We start from the raw sequence: 15002 nt of genomic DNA on the forward strand, positions 1-15002 counted from the left end.
TGATCGTCATGGGCTGGAGTAACCCGCCGATCCCGTGGTCGGAGTTCGAGAAGGGGCTCTCCGATCTCTCTCGACCCGGCACGGCACCCCCGCTGGGCGCCGATGGCGGCGACAGCCCTGCCTGGTCGCCCAAGCGCAAGGCGTACCGGCCGCCCGAGGGTTTCACCGCCGCTGCCGACGTCGTGCCCTACGCGGAGCTGCACGCGCACTCGAGCTTCAGCTTCCTCGACGGTGCCACGATGCCGGAGAAGATGGCCGAGGAAGCCGCCCGACTCGGGCTCACCGCCCTCGCGCTCACCGACCACGACGGACTGTACGGCACTGTGCGCATGGCCGAGGCCGCCGCCGAGCTGGGCGTCGCCACCATCATCGGCGCGGAGCTCTCGCTCGGGCTCGGGGGGCCGCAGAACGGCGTCCCCGACCCGGAGGGCTCGCACCTGCTCGTGCTCGCGCGCCAGGAGGAGGGCTACCACCGACTCGCCTCAGCGATCACCGCGGGCCAGCTCGCCGGCGGCGAGAAGGGCCGACCGGTCTACGACCTGGAAGAGCTCGCCGCCCTGGCGGAGGGCCACTGGCTCGTCCTCACCGGCTGTCGCAAGGGTGCTGTGCGGCAAGCGCTCGAGAGCGGACCGGATGCCGCGGGCCTCGAGCTCGACCGTCTCCTCGGGCTGTTCGGCCCCGAGAACGTCGCCGTCGAGCTCTTCGACCACGGCAACCCGCTCGACAGCGCGCACAACGACTCCCTGGCCTCCCTCGCCTCCGACCGCGGTCTGCGCGTCGTCGCGACGAGCAATGCCCACTACGCCTCCCCCGAGCAGCACCGGCTGCACACCGCCCTCGCCGCTGTCCGCGCGCGGCGCAGCCTCGACGAGATGGACGGCTGGCTGCCTGCCGCCGGACAAGCGCACTTGCGCTCCGGCGCCGAGATGGCCGCGCGATTCGCGCGCTACCCGGGAGCGGTCGAGAACACCGTCGAGATCGCCCGCGAGCTCGCGTTCGAGCTACGGCGCGCCAAGCCCGCCCTGCCCGACCAGGAGGTTCCCGAGGGGCACACCCCGGCGAGCTACCTGCGCGAGCTCGTCTGGGCGGGGGCACCGAAGCGGCTCCCCGCGCTCACCGACGACGTGCGGGCGCGCATCGAGCGCGAGCTCGACATCATCGAGGAGAAGGGCTTCCCCGGGTACTTCCTGATCGTGTGGGACATCGTCCGCTTCGCTCGGGAGCGGGGCATCCTGTGCCAGGGGCGCGGTTCGGCCGCGAGCTCCGTCGTCTGCTACCTGCTGGAGATCACCGCCGTCGACCCGATCCGCTACAAGCTGCCCTTCGAGCGCTTCATCTCGACCATGCGCGAGGAGGAGCCCGACATCGACGTCGACTTCGACTCCGATCGGCGCGAGGAGGTCATCCAGTACGTCTTCGAGAAGTACGGCAGGCGCAACGCGGCGCAAGTGTGCAACGTCATCCAGTACCGGCCGAAGTTCGCGGTGCGCGACATGGCCAAAGCGCTCGGCCACTCGCCCGGCCAGCAGGACGCCTGGTCGAAGCAGGTCGAGCGCTGGGGCGCTCTCGTCTCGAGCCAGGATCACGACATCCCCGAGCAGGTCGTCGACCTCGCGATGGAGGTCATGACCTTCCCCCGTCACCTCGGCATCCACTCGGGCGGCATGGTCCTCACCCAGCGCCCGGTCGGCGAGGTGGTGCCGATCGAGCACGCGCGCAGGGACGGCCGCACGGTCGTGCAGTGGGACAAGGACGACTGCGCGTGGATGGGACTCGTCAAGTTCGACCTCCTGGGACTCGGGATGCTCTCCGCCCTGCAGTACTCGTTCGACATCGTCCGCGACGCCCTCGGCGAGGAGCTCGACCTCGACTCGATCCCCAAGGAGGAGCAGGGCGTCTACGACCAGCTCTGCCGTGCTGACGCGATCGGCGTCTTCCAGGTGGAGAGTCGCGCGCAACTAGGACTGCTGCCGCGACTGCAGCCGCGCGAGTTCTACCACCTCGTCGTGGAGATCGCCCTCGTGCGACCCGGTCCCATCCAGGGCGGTGCCGTGCATCCCTACGTGCGGCGCAAGATGGGCGAGGAGCCGATCACCTACCTGCATCCGAACCTCGTCGAGCCGCTCGAGCGCACCCTCGGTGTGCCGATCTTCCAGGAGCAGCTCATGCAGATCGCCGTCGCGGTGGGCGGTTGCACCCCCGACGACGCCGACCACCTCCGGCGGGCGATGGGCTCCAAGCGCGGCGTCGAGAAGATCTCCAAGCTCAAGGAGAAGCTGTACGAGGGCATGGCCGCCAACGGCATCACGGGTGCCGACGCCGACTCGATCTATGCGCGCATCCAGGCTTTCGCGGGTTTCGGGTTCGCCGAGAGCCACGCGCTCAGCTTCGGCCTGCTCGTCTACGCGAGCGCCTGGATGCGCCTGCACTACCCGGGGGCGTTCCTCGCGGCGCTGCTCCGGGCCCAGCCGATGGGCTTCTATTCTCCGCAGAGCCTCGTCGCGGATGCCCGCCGCCACGGTGTCGACGTGCTGCGGCCCGACATCCAGCTCTCCGGTGCCCAGGCCGGCCTCGAGCCGACGGTGCAGAGACCCGTCGCGACGGGCGACCCGCACTGCCTGGACAGGGAGCAGCCCCCCGTCGGGCCCTTTGACCGCAGCGCTCCCTTCGACACCGACGACCACCGTCGGGATGGCGCCTTCGCCGTCCGGCTCGGCCTCGACGAGGTCGGGGGCATCAGCACCGCCGTCGCGACGCGCATCGTCGAGGAGCGGGAGCGGGGAGGCGCCTACCGGGACATGAACGATCTCGTCCGCCGGACCGGGCTGACGACCGCTCAGCTCGAGTCGCTCGCGGCAGCGGGCGCCTTCGACGGCTTCGGACTCTCGCGTCGCGAAGCGCTGTGGAACGCGGGTAATGCCGCGCAGGACCGTCCCGAGTTCCTCGAGGGCTCCATCGTCGCGGTGCAGCCGCCGCTGTTCGCGATGCCGAGCGAGGTCGAGGAAGTGATGAGCGATCTGTGGTCGACGGGGATCTCCACAGACAGCCACCCCGTGGCGCACCTGCGATCGTCGCTGCGGGAGGAGGGCATCCTGTCCGCTGCAGAGCTCGCGACGGCGGAGCCCGGGCGCCGGGTGCGCGTCGCGGGAGTGGTCACCCACCGCCAGCGGCCCGCGACAGCGAGCGGTATCACGTTCATCAACCTCGAGGACGAGACCGGCTTCATGAACATCATCTGCAGCACGGGGGTCTGGGGCCGTCATCGTCGGGTCTTCCGCGAAGCCCCCGCCCTCGTCGTGCGCGGGATGCTCGAGCGCTCCGCTGAGGGGGTCACCAACATCGTCGCCGACCACGTGGAGCACCTCGGGATGGTCCCGCGGACCCGCTCGCGGGATTTCCGATAGATGACGTTTAGTTACCGGTTTGGGAAACTATGGCGGACTGGGGGTGGTCCTGCTATAACCTTGGCTCACGTCCGCTCGCTTCCGGGTGCGCGGGTGTGGCCTCGACTGTCGGGGCCGTAGGAACGCTCCTGGAGGAGTTACATGGCACTAGGTACCGTCAAGTGGTTCAACGCGGAAAAGGGCTTTGGTTTCATCGCCCCTGAGGACGGAAGTCCTGACGTGTTCGCCCACTACTCGGCCATCCAGTCGAACGGCTACCGGTCGCTCGACGAGAACCAGAAGGTCGAGTTCGACATCACCCAGGGACCCAAGGGTCCCCAGGCGGAGAACATCCGCCCCCTCTGATCTTGCTTCCCACCCGCACCGCCGCATCATTGCCCCGCAATGTCGCGGATCGGCGGTTCTGGGTATCAGTTCAGTAAGGAGAACGCCTCGGAGAGATCCGGGGCGTTCTTCATTTCTCCGGAGCTCTCCGGCGGGGTGCGCCCTCAAGGCGCGTCAGGAGCGGAGACCGCGCCGCAGGAAGTCGATGCGCGCCTGCAGTTGGGTGACGGATGCCTGGGCGACCGCCGGTCCCCCGCAGATGCGCCGCAGCTCGGCGTGGATGAGGGCGTGCGGCTCGCCGGAGAGCTTCGCCCGCATGCCGACGAGCGAGTTCAGCAGCGTGCGCTGCTCCCGCAGTGTGCGATACAGCGGCGGTGGCTGCTCGGGCTGCTGCGCCTTCTCCTCCTCCGTCACGAAGGCAGCCCGACGCTGCTGCCGCCGGTGGCGCTGCCTCAAGAGTTCGCGCACCTGATCAGGTTCGAGGATGCCCGGCAGCCCGAGGAAGTCCAGCTCCTCGTCACTGCCGGTGAATGCGGCGGCACCGAACTCGTCGCCGTCGAAGAGCACCTTGTCGAAGTTGGCGTCGGACTCGATCGCCTCCCACGTGAACTCCTCCGCGAGCTGGTCCTTCGAGTCCTGCTCCCGGTTCTCCCGATCCAGCAGGTCGTCGTCGAGGAGCTGGTCGTCGGCGCGCTCCCGATCGAGGGCGTGGTCGCGCTCGAGCTCGAGCTGGGAGGCGAGCGAGAGCAGCGAGGGGACGGTGGGGATGAACACGGACGCCGTCTCGCCGCGGCGGCGGGCCCGGACGAACCGCCCGATCGCTTGCGCGAAGTAGAGCGGCGTCGAGGCCGACGTCGCGTACACCCCGACCGCGAGCCGCGGCACGTCGACGCCCTCCGACACCATTCGAACCGCGACCATCCACCGCCGTGTGTTGCCCGCGAACTCCTCGATGCGCGCCGAGGACTCCTTCTCGTCGGAGAGCACGACGGTCGCCTGCTCCCCGGTGATGCCCTGCAGCAGGGCGGCGTAGGCGCGCGCGGCCCGCTGGTCGGTCGCGATGACGAGGCCACCGGCATCCGGAATCGAGTGCCGCACCTCGGTGAGCCGCACGTCCGCGGCCCTCAACACCGCCTGGATCCACTCTCCGCCGGGGTCCAGCGCCGTTCGCCACGCCTGGGCGGTGACGTCCTTGGTGTCCCCTTCCCCGAGCCGGGCCTCCATCTCGTCGCCCATGCGGGTGCGCCAGCGCATCTTGCCCGCGTAGGCCATGAACATCACCGGTCGCACGACGCCGTCGGCGAGTGCCCGCCCGTAGCCGTAGTTGTAGTCGGTCTGGGACGTGCGGATGCCTTTCTCGTCGCGCACGTAGCTGACGAACGGGATGGGGGCAGTGTCGCTGCGGAACGGCGTGCCCGTGAGCGAGAGGCGGCGGGTCGCCGGATCGAACGCCTCCCGGATCGCATCGCCCCAGCTGAGCGCGTCACCGCCGTGGTGGACCTCGTCGAGGATCACGAGCGTGCGACCCGACTCGGTGATCTCCCGATGGAGGGATGCCCGCACCGCCACTTGCGCGTAGGTGACGGCCATGCCGTGGTACCGCCGGCCGCCCCACGCGTCTCCGTTGGAGTAACCCGGATCGAGCCGGAGGCCCACGCGGTGCGCCGCGTCGGCCCACTGCCGCTTGAGGTGATCGGTGGGGGCGACGACGGTGACCCGGTCGACAACGCGCCGCGCGATGAGCTCGACCGCGAGTCTCAGCGCGAACGTCGTCTTGCCGGCGCCCGGTGTCGCGGCGGCGAGGAAGTCGCGCGGTTCGCGCTCGAAGTACAGGTCGAGGGCCTCGGCCTGCCATGCGCGGAGCTTCGACGCGGTGCCGCGGGCGGCCCGCTCGGGGTATGAGGGTGAGAGGTGCTCCGCCGCGAAGGTTCCGACCGTGGGGCCGGGCAGGGAGGGAGTGCTCACTTGATAAGACGTTACCCGAGCCCGGTGACACCGATCGCGAGCGGGAGGGGTGAAGGTCTCAATCCCGCTGCCCGAGTCGCGGCCGCTCGTGGGGGCGGTGCCCGAGAAGTCGGGCGGGGGTGACGGCACCGCGGCCGAACCGCTCGCTCGCGGCATCCATGACGTTCTCTGCGTCGCGCCAGCCCTCGCTCTCGTCCCAGAGGGCGGGCAGCAGCCCGTCGGGATCGAGGAGATGCTCCGCGCGCACGCCGACGAGCCGCACCGGGCGGTCGGTGCGCAGCGAGTCGTAGATGTCGCGCACCTCGTCATAGATCTGCCGGCCGAGGTCGGTGGGTTCGGCGATGGTGCGGGATCGGGTGATGGTCGTGAAGTCCTCGAAGCGCAGCTTGAGCACGACGGTGCGCGCGCGCACGCCGTGCCGACGCAGTCGTACCGCCACCATGTTCGCCATGCGCAGGAGTTCGCGATGGATGACCGACGCGTCCGTGACGTCCGTCGAGAAAGTCATCTCGTGGCCGACGCTCTTTTCCTCGGCACCGCCCTCGACGCGGCGGGGGTCGCGGCCCCACGCGAGTTCGAACAGCCGCCGGCCCGCCGAGTCGCCGAGCAGGCGGACGAGCTGCTCGACCGGCGTGCTTGCGAGGTCGCCGATGGTGTGGAAGCCGCGGGAGCGCAGGAGCTCCTCAGACTTGGCCCCGACTCCCCAGAGCTTCGCGATCGGGAGCGGGTGGAGGAAGTCGACAGTACCCTCAGCGGGGATGACGAGGAGCCCGTCGGGCTTGGACATGCCGGAGGCCACCTTCGCCACGAACTTCGTCGCCGCTGCGCCGACGGAGCAGATGAGACCTGTCTCGGCGCGCACCCGGCGCCTCAGGAGCTGCGCGACCTGGAGGGGCGAGCCGAAGACGGTGCGGGCTCCGGAGACATCGAGGAACGCCTCGTCGATGCCCAGCCTCTCGACGGCCGGCGTGAGCTCGTCGCAGATTGCGAAGACCTGCTTCGAGTAGTGCTGGTAGCGGTCGTAGTGCGGTTCGAGGATGATCGCCTGGGGGCACCGGCGGAGAGCGATCGCCATGGGCAGCGCCGAGTTGACCCCGAACTTGCGGGCCTCGTAGGTCGCCGCCGTGACGATCGACCTCGGCGAGTCGTGGCCCACGATGACGGGTTTGCCGACGAGCTCGGGGTGGTCGAGGAGCTCCACGGAGGCGAAGAACGCGTCCATGTCGACGTGAAGGATGGGCGCGCTCGTCGAGTCGACGTCGTCAGCGGTGACCTGGCGGTCCCTGCCGTCCTGCTTGCCCATGGGGTCATTGTCTCAGGGGCCGCCGACGACGGCATGAGGAAGGGGGCGGGTGCCGAAGCGCCCGCCCCCTTCCTGCAGCGTTGCTATCGACGGCGTCCCGAGAGAGCGCCGAAGATCGCGAGCACGATGAGCGCGCCGACGACCGCCCAGAACCAGGAGACGAGCGACCAGAAGCCGTTCGCGTCGAGGAGGTTCTGCCCGAAGAACAGCTGCGAGATCCACCCGCCCAGGAGTGCTCCGATGACGCCGAGCACGATCGTCAGGAACCACCCGACGCGCTGGCGCAGGATGAGCTTGGCGATGACGGCGGCAATGATGCCGAGGATGAGGACGGAAAACCAACCCATGACATGACTCCCAAAACGTGAGTTCTGCGGGGCCGGATCGGACCCCGCGCGATCAGCTTGGCAGCCCGGGCGATCCGGCGACAACCTCTGGTGGCGATCGGCGCGCTTAGTGAGTAATGCTGGACTCATGACTCAGCAGCACCCGTGGAGCAGGTACGTCGCGATCGGCGACTCCTTCACCGAGGGCATCGGCGATCCCGAGCCCCAGAGCCCCGGCGGTCACCGTGGCTGGGCGGACCGCGTCGCGGAAGTTCTCAGCGAGAAGACCGATGACTTCGCCTACGCCAACCTCGCCATCCGAGGCCGACTGCTCCAGCAGATCGCCGACGAGCAGGCCGATGCCGCGCTCGAGCTCAAGCCCGACCTCATCAGCGTGTCGGCCGGTGGCAACGACATCATCCGCCCCGGCACGGACCCCGACGATGTCGCCGATCGGTTCGAGTCCCTCATCGAGCGGCTCCGCAGCGATGGCGCGACGGTCGTCATGTTCAACGGCCCCGACATCGGCATGACGCCCGTGCTGAGGCGCGTTCGCGGTAAGGTCGCGATCTACAACGAGAACCTCCGCGCGATCGCGCAGCGCCACGATGCGATCGTCGCCGACATGTGGGCGCTCCGGGAGCTCTCCGATCCCCGCATGTGGGCGCCGGACCGGTTGCACTTCTCCCCCGTCGGCCACCACACCATCGCGAGGATGGTGCTGCGCTCGCTCAACGTCGACAACGATCTCGAGCCCTACAAGCCCGAGCCGCTGCCGAAGGTCTCGTGGCGTCAGGCGCGCGTCGAGGACGTCGGCTGGGCCCGCGAGTACCTCGTGCCGTGGGTGCTGCGCCGCGTCCGCCACCAGTCCTCGGGCGACAACGTCACGGCGAAGCGACCGGGCTTCTAGTCACGCGAGGCCGCTGTACCCGACTCGACCGGCGGCGGGGCACGCGAACGGGTCGCGGTCCGCGCCGAGCCCGACAGCGTTGAGGTGCCGGATGACTATCGCGTACGACCGCAGGATCGATACCTCGGTGTACGGGATGCCGCGGCTCTCGCAGAACTCGCGCACGATCTCCCCCGCCCGTCGCAGGTGCGGTCTCGGCATGCTCGGGAACAGGTGGTGCTCGACCTGGAAGTTGAGCCCTCCCATGAACTGGGTGACCCACGCTCCTCCCCCGATGTTGCGGCTCGTGAGCACCTGGCGGCGGAGGAAGTCGACCTTCGAGTCTCGCGGGAGGATGGGCATCCCCTTGTGGTTGGGAGCAAAGGACGCGCCCATGTACAGGCCGAACACGGCCAGTTGGACGCCCAGGAAGGCGAAGGCCATGCCGAGTGGCAGGATCGCGAAGACCGCCCCCACGTAGAGCACGTTTCGGGTGAGCAGGAGGGTGATCTCGAGGGCCCGCTTGTCGACCTTGCCCGGCGAGAAGACGGTGAGGAACGCATGACGGTGCAGGTTCACGCCCTCCAGGAGCAGGGCCGGGAAGAACAACCACCCCTGCCGGGTCTGCAGGAACCGGCCGAGTCGCGTGCGGGCGGTGGCATCCGACTCCTGGAAGACGATGAAGTCCGGCAGGATGTCGGGGTCCTTGCCGACCGTGTTGGGGTTGGCGTGGTGGCGGGTGTGCTTAGCCATCCACCACGAGTAGCTGATGCCCACGACGAGGTCGGACAGGATGCGCCCTCCGGTGTCATTGGCGCGACCGGACGAGAACACCTGCCGGTGCGCGAACTCGTGCGTGACGAACGCGAACTGCGTGAAGAGGATGCCCATGGCCGCAGCGACGAGCAGGGTGAACCAGGTGTCCCTCAGCATCACTACCCCGAACCAGGCGGCGACCATGCCGGTCGTGATCGCGAGCACCACGACGAGGTAGAAGACCCGGTTGCGGCGCAGCAGGCCCGCGTCGCGGACGGTGTTCAGGAGCGCGGAGAACTCGGAGACGGGGTTGCCGACCCCGCGCGGTCCGGTACGGATGATTCGGGTGGACGGGGACGAAGCAGCAGTCACGTGACCTCAGAAGTTCGAATGACTTCACAGCCACAGGGAGCGAGCGGAGTGCTCAGATAGTGCGAGCCTATCCCGGGGCGCGGAGCCGGCCCGACCGCGTCGGGTCATTCCCAGGTGCTTCCCACGAAGGGAGGGCTAGAACAGCAGAGCCGGATGAGTGAGCCGCCACCACGGCCCGGGGTCGGAGATGTCGCCGTCGAGCTCGAGCGGCACGACGACCGTCTTCGGGCCGACCGTGAAGGTGATCGAACCGACCTCCTCGCCATCCTCGGCGAGGTGCACGGGGTCGAGCGTCGGTGCCGCAGAGACGGAGCTGCCCGTCCACGCCACGACGCTCGCCGGCTCCGCGGGGACGGCGTTCGCTCGGTCGCCCCACTCGGTCTCGTACGTGCCGGCGACCTCGTCGGGCACGGCGAGCGGGATCGATTGGAACCCCGAATCGGCCTGGGCGAGCATCCCGCGGATCGCCGCGTTGATGGTGTCGTGGTCCGGTCCGCCGAGCACGACACCGACGATGGTGATGGGCTCGTCGGCGACGACGATGTCCTGGGCGAACAGCAGGCACGCACCCGATTCGTCGAGGGTGCCGGTCTTGATGCCGTCGACGCCATCGACGCCGAGGAGGCCGTTGCGGTTGACCACCGGCCCCACGCCGGGCACCTCGGTCGTCGGTGTCGCGACGATCTCCGCGACGACGGGGTTGGCGACGGCGAGCTTAGCGATCGCGATGAGGTCGGAGACCGTGCTCGAGTTGGACGGCTGGATGCCCGTCGCATCGACGATCGTCGTGCCGGTGAGCCCGTTCCGGCCGAGCCAGTCGCGCGCGGCATCCACGTACGCGGCCTCGCTGCCGAACGCCCACGCCGCGAGGGACTGCGCGTAGTTGTTCGCGGAGGCCATGAGGGCGAGCTGCATCATCCCGCGCTGGGTCACCTGCAGGCCCACGGAGACGGGGGCCACGATGCCGTCCTGGGCGAGCATGTCGGCGTAGAACTGCACGTCCCGCTCGGCGAGGGTCGCGGTGGGCCCCTGCTCCCCCGGGGCGAGCGGGTGCGCTTCGAGCACGACGAGAGCGGTGACGACCTTCGTGATGGAGGCGATCGGGAGCGGATCGGCGGTTCCCGCGCTCGCGAGCACGCCGTCGTACCCGACGGCGCCGAAGCCCGCGGCCCCGTAGGGCGGGAAGTCGATGACAGGCACCGTCGGCTGCTGGACCTCGATCGCGGAGACCGTCGGAGTGGTCTCGTGAAGAGGCGCGAGCAGGGTGAGCGGCAGGTAGAAGCCCGCCGCGAGCACCAGGCCGGCTCCTCCGAACACCGCGATCCGGCGGCGACGGTAGATCTGTCGTCGGGTCAGCGGCATCGGGCCATGCTAACCGAGGAGCCTAGGCGCGCCCTCCGTCGACGGACCGGCGCGGCGGCGTGACCTCCTCCGGCACGAGCACCGCTGTCGACTCGTTGAGCGTCTCGCCCCGGAAGAACGGCTTCGCGCGCGGGAAGAACGACCACACGACCATGAGCACGACGCCGAGGGCGAGCGAGCCGATGCCGACGACGAACACTCCGCCGATGCCGAAGAGCACCGTATATCCGTACTCGGGGCTCGCCATGTCGATGGCGGAGAACACGAAGGCCGCCGTGAGCATGAGCGCGCCGGCGAGCGGGAAGACGAGGCGGAAGACGACGTTACGGGCCGAGTCGAAGAGCGAGCGTCGGAAGTACCACACGCAAGCGAAGCCCGTGATTGCGTAGTAGAACGCGATCGCGAGGCCGAGCGACAGGATCGTGTCCTGGAGGAAGTCCTCGCTGATGATGGTCATGCCGACGTAGAACACAGTCGCGACGATGCCCATGACGATCGTCGAGAACGCGGGCGTCAGGTACTTCGGGTGGACCATCCCGAACCGCTTCGGCAGGGCCCGGTAGGCCGCCATCGCGAGCGTCCCGCGCGCGGTCGGCAGGATCGTGGTCTGCGTGGATGACACGGCCGACACCATGACCGCGATGACGAGCAACCACGCCCACGGGCCGAAGAGCACGTCCTTGAGCGCGAAGAACACGTCGTCGGCGTTGCCCTCGTTGCCGAGCCCGAGTCCGGTGTCGCCGAGCCCCGCGTACGCCATCGCTGCGACGGTGACGCCGACGTAGGTGACGAGGAGGATCACCGTCGAGAGGATCGCCGCGCGACCGGGGGTGCGCTCGGGGTCCTTCGTCTCCTCGTTGAGAGCGAGGCACGTGTCCCAGCCCCAGTAGATGAAGAGGGCGAGAAGGATGGCCTGGACGAACCCGGAGGCCGATTCGAACGCGAACGGGTTGAACCAGTCGAGGGTCGGCGTCGTGGCTTCTTCGGGGGCGGTGCCGGTGGCGATGGAGACGACCGCCGCGATGACGAAGACCGCGAGAGCGAGGTACTGGATGCCGAGAAGCACGTTCTGCAGCTTCTCCCCGATCTCGGTGCCGCGGTAGCTGATGAAGGTCATGAGCGCGATGAAGACGACGCCCGTCGCGGTGACGACGACGGTGTTCTGCGCGATGTCCTCGTTGATCAGCAGCCAGAAGTACTTGCCGCCGATCTGGGCGAGGTTCGCGAGCACGACCATCCCCGCGACGGCGACGCCCCAGCCGCCCATCCAGCCGACCCACGGCCCGAACGCCTTGGTCGCCCACGTGAACGTCGTGCCGCAGTCGGGGACGTCGCGGTTGAGCTCGCGGTAGGCGAAGGCCACGAGGAGCATGGGGACGAAGGCGAGGATGAAGGCGATCGGAGCCTGCGCGCCGACCGCGAGCACGACGAAGCCGAGCGTCGCGGCGAGCGAGTACACCGGTGCAGTGGACGCGAGACCGATGACTGTGGAGCCGACGAGGCCGAGCGTGCCCGTGGCGAGGCCCTTGCCCGGGGCCGTCTCGGTGGGGGTGGACTGGCTCATGCGGCCTCCTCATCGTCGGGGATACCGCGAGCCTAGCCCGGTCGCCGCGGTCGCGGCGCCAGGTCGTCGTAGGGTCGTCCCATGCCGGTCTCCCTCTTCGAGCGCGCTCCGATCGAGCGGTACGGCGAGGCGAAGGCGGCGTGGGAGGCCGAGGCGGCGGGGCTCGTCGCCACGATGCTCGAGCGCTGGAGGCTCACGCCCGGCGCGGCGTTCACGGGCGGCGAGGCGGGCGCGGTGCTCGCGGTGACGACCGCGGACGGGCGGGACGCGGTGCTCAAGGTCGGCTTCCCCCATCACGAGGCCGTCGGCGAGGCGCTCGCACTCGAGGCGTGGTCGCCCGGGCTCGCACCGCGGGTGCTCCGGCAGGACGCGTGGACGTGGTCGATGCTGCTCGAGCGCGTGCATCCGGGTACGCCTCTCTCCCGCGCCGGGCTACCCGCGGCCGACGCGATCGCGGTCGCAGGAGGACTACTGGCTCGGCTGCACACTCATTCGGTGCCGGAGGGCGTCCCGGCGATCGCCGACGTGGTGGGAATCTGGCTCGACAACGCGGAGCCCGTCGTGGCGCGGACGGATGCCCCGGCAGACCTCGTCGCGGCGGTGCGCGCCGCGCTCGCCGACGCCGTGGAACTCCTGCACTCCGACCGCGCCAGCGCGTTCCTCCACGGGGACGCGAACCCCGGCAATCTCCTGCTCTCGACGCGCGGAGTCTGGCAGGCGATCGACCCGAAGCCGATGGTCGGTGACGCGGAGTTCGACCTCGCCCCCGCGGCCGAGCAGATCGGCGATCCGTGGGCGCACGTCGACCCGGCGCCGGTGGCGCGGCATCACCTGGACTCGCTCGTGGCCGCGACCGGCTCCGATCGATCGCGCGCACTGAGGTGGGCCGTGGTGCGGTCGGCTCTCGACGTGGTGTGGGCGTGGGGCGACGGCAACGCCACGTCCGCGACGGCGGCCGCCCGCCGACTCATGACGTGGAGAGAGCTCAGCGCGTCCTGAGCGCGAACAGCGCGACGGCGCTCGCCGACGCGACGTTGAGCGAGTCGACTCCGTGCGCCATGGGGATCGTCACGACACTGTCCGCTGCCGCTAGGGCCGCTCGGGAGAGGCCGTCGCCCTCCGTCCCGAGCAGGAGGGCGACGCGATCGGGTGGGTCCGCGGCGAACTCGTCGAGCGTCACGGCATCGTCTGCGAGAGCGAGGGCGGCGATGTGGAACCCTGCCTCGTGCAGCTGCTCCGCACCGAGCGGCCAGTCGTCGAGGCGGGTCCACGGAACCTGCAGCACGGTGCCCATGCTCACTCGAACGCTGCGGCGGTAGAGCGGGTCGGCGCAGCGCGGGGTGATGAGCACGGCATCCGCGCCGAGTCCTGCGACCGACCGGAAGATCGCGCCGACGTTGGTGTGATCGACGACGTCTTCGATGACGACGACGCGACGGGCGTCGCGCAGCACCTCGGCCGCGGCGGGCAGCGGCGGGCGGTGCATCGCCGCAAGCACTCCGCGGTGCAGCGTGAACCCGATGAGCGACTCGAGGATGCCCGGCTCCCCCACGAACACGGGCACGTCGTAGGGCTCGAGCAGGGGTGCCACGTCGTCGACCCATTGCTCCAGGACGAGCGCCGATCGCGGCCGGTGCCCCGCCGCGAGGGCGCGCGCGAGCACCTTGGTCGACTCGGCGATGTAGAGCCCGCCCGCCGGTTCTGACAGTCGACGCAGCACGACGTCGGTGAGGTCGCGGTAGTCGCGGAGCCGGGGGTCTGCGGGGTCCGCGATGCGCTCGACGTGCATCCGCCGCGCCCCCTTCCGATGCCGGACTGCCAGCGAGTGGAAACATACCGGAAAACTTCGGTGCCTAGGCTGGAGGGGCACGGAAGGAGTACCCATGACGACGCAGTCGCTCGCGACGGAGGCATCGCCCCAGGTCGAGGCCGCCGTCGAGGTGCTCCGGGGGCGAACGGTCGCCGTGCTGACGGGGGCGGGCGTGAGCACCGACTCGGGCATCCCCGACTACCGCGGGGAGGGCGCTCCGGTGCGGACCCCGATGACCTTCCAGCAGTTCCTCGGCGACTCCGACTACCGCAAGCGGTACTGGGCGGGCAGCCACCTCGGCTGGAAGCGCTTCGACTCCGCCGAGCCGAACGCCGGTCACCGCGCGCTCGCCGACATGGAGGCGGCGGGCTTCGTCGACGGCGTCATCACGCAGAACGTCGACGGATTGCACCTCCGCGCGGGCTCGCGGCACGTCGTCGACCTCCACGGAACCATGGATCGGGTCCGGTGCCTGACGTGCGGCCAGTTCTACGCCCGCGCCAGCATCGCCGACCGACTCGCGGCGGACAACCCGTGGCTCGAGGCGGGCGAGAACATCACCCTCTCCCCCGACGGCGACGTGCAGATCGATGACGTCGACGCCGTCGTGGTGCCCGACTGCAGCGTGTGCGGCGGCGTGCTCAAGCCCGACGTCGTGTTCTTCGGCGAGTTCGTGCCCCGCGAGAAGTTCGAGGAGGCGCGGGCTCTCGTCCACCGAGCCGGCGCTCTCGTGATCGCGGGGTCGTCCCTTGTGGTGAACTCCGGAATCCGGCTGCTCGACCAGGCGACCCGCCGCAAGCTGCCCGTCGTGATCATCAACCGCGGCGTCACGAAGGGCGATCCGCGGGCGAGCGTTAAGATCGAGGCGGGAACGTCCGAGACGCTCGTGGAGCTGCTCGAGCGGCTGGCCTAGCCCCGCGTTCCCGG

12 protein-coding genes are annotated in these 15002 nt (G+C 69.7%); 5 read left to right on the forward strand and 7 right to left on the reverse strand.

Going from position 1 to position 15002, the window contains the following annotated elements; genetic code table 11:
* Nucleotides 1-8: 8 nt before the first annotated feature.
* Together Q5716_RS06640 and Q5716_RS06645 are read left to right on the forward strand one after the other, a co-directional pair.
* Complete coding sequence (locus tag Q5716_RS06640; RefSeq protein ID WP_305002294.1) at nucleotides 9-3404, forward strand: error-prone DNA polymerase; 3396 nt, start codon at nucleotides 9-11, stop codon at nucleotides 3402-3404.
* 141 nt (nucleotides 3405-3545) lie between these two features.
* Entirely contained in the window at nucleotides 3546-3749 is a 204-nt protein-coding gene (locus tag Q5716_RS06645) for a cold-shock protein (protein ID WP_305002295.1), read from the forward strand.
* Nucleotides 3750-3902: 153 nt separating this feature from the next.
* Here the strand turns inward: Q5716_RS06645 and Q5716_RS06650 are convergent, their stop codons facing one another.
* The 3 genes from Q5716_RS06650 to Q5716_RS06660 all read right to left on the reverse strand — a co-directional run bounded on the left by Q5716_RS06650 (nucleotide 3903) and on the right by Q5716_RS06660 (nucleotide 7343).
* Nucleotides 3903-5693 carry a DEAD/DEAH box helicase gene (locus Q5716_RS06650; protein WP_305002296.1) on the reverse strand — a complete coding sequence of 597 codons (1791 nt, stop codon included), beginning with the start codon at nucleotides 5691-5693 and terminating at the stop codon, nucleotides 3903-3905.
* Nucleotides 5694-5751: 58 nt separating this feature from the next.
* A complete protein-coding gene (gene dinB, locus Q5716_RS06655) occupies nucleotides 5752-6996 on the reverse strand; it encodes a DNA polymerase IV (protein ID WP_305002298.1) in 1245 nt (414 codons plus the stop codon).
* A gap of 83 nt (nucleotides 6997-7079) precedes the next feature.
* On the reverse strand, nucleotides 7080-7343 hold the full coding sequence (locus Q5716_RS06660) for a GlsB/YeaQ/YmgE family stress response membrane protein (protein WP_305002299.1): 264 nt from the start codon (nucleotides 7341-7343) through the stop codon (nucleotides 7080-7082).
* Nucleotides 7344-7470: 127 nt separating this feature from the next.
* Between Q5716_RS06660 and Q5716_RS06665 the strand changes: the two genes are divergently transcribed.
* Complete coding sequence (locus Q5716_RS06665; protein ID WP_305002300.1) at nucleotides 7471-8232, forward strand: SGNH/GDSL hydrolase family protein; 762 nt, start codon at nucleotides 7471-7473, stop codon at nucleotides 8230-8232.
* On the opposite strand, the gene Q5716_RS06670 is transcribed toward Q5716_RS06665, so the two are convergent.
* The 3 genes from Q5716_RS06670 to Q5716_RS06680 form a co-directional block, all read right to left on the reverse strand.
* A complete protein-coding gene (locus Q5716_RS06670) occupies nucleotides 8233-9339 on the reverse strand; it encodes a fatty acid desaturase family protein (protein WP_305002301.1) in 1107 nt (368 codons plus the stop codon).
* 135 nt (nucleotides 9340-9474) lie between these two features.
* The gene (locus Q5716_RS06675) at nucleotides 9475-10701 is read right to left on the reverse strand and encodes a D-alanyl-D-alanine carboxypeptidase family protein (protein WP_305002302.1); all 1227 of its coding nucleotides are present in this window, start codon (nucleotides 10699-10701) and stop codon (nucleotides 9475-9477) included.
* A 22-nt stretch (nucleotides 10702-10723) separates the two neighbouring features.
* Nucleotides 10724-12265, reverse strand: a complete 1542-nt coding sequence (locus tag Q5716_RS06680) for an APC family permease (RefSeq protein ID WP_305002303.1) — start codon at nucleotides 12263-12265, stop codon at nucleotides 10724-10726.
* An 81-nt stretch (nucleotides 12266-12346) separates the two neighbouring features.
* On the opposite strand from Q5716_RS06680, the gene Q5716_RS06685 reads away from it, so the two are divergent.
* On the forward strand, nucleotides 12347-13264 hold the full coding sequence (locus Q5716_RS06685; RefSeq protein WP_305002304.1) for an aminoglycoside phosphotransferase family protein: 918 nt from the start codon (nucleotides 12347-12349) through the stop codon (nucleotides 13262-13264).
* Here Q5716_RS06685 and Q5716_RS06690 read toward each other — a convergent pair.
* Complete coding sequence (locus tag Q5716_RS06690; RefSeq protein ID WP_305002305.1) at nucleotides 13251-14054, reverse strand: TrmH family RNA methyltransferase; 804 nt, start codon at nucleotides 14052-14054, stop codon at nucleotides 13251-13253. The two genes, Q5716_RS06685 and Q5716_RS06690, sit on opposite strands and share 14 nt — an antisense overlap.
* A 94-nt stretch (nucleotides 14055-14148) precedes the next feature.
* On the opposite strand from Q5716_RS06690, the gene Q5716_RS06695 reads away from it, so the two are divergent.
* Nucleotides 14149-14988, forward strand: a complete 840-nt coding sequence (locus tag Q5716_RS06695; protein ID WP_305002306.1) for a Sir2 family NAD-dependent protein deacetylase — start codon at nucleotides 14149-14151, stop codon at nucleotides 14986-14988.
* Nucleotides 14989-15002: the final 14 nt, after the last annotated feature.

The organism is Antiquaquibacter soli, from assembly GCF_030580675.1.
Taxonomy (GTDB): domain Bacteria; phylum Actinomycetota; class Actinomycetes; order Actinomycetales; family Microbacteriaceae; genus Rhodoglobus; species Rhodoglobus soli.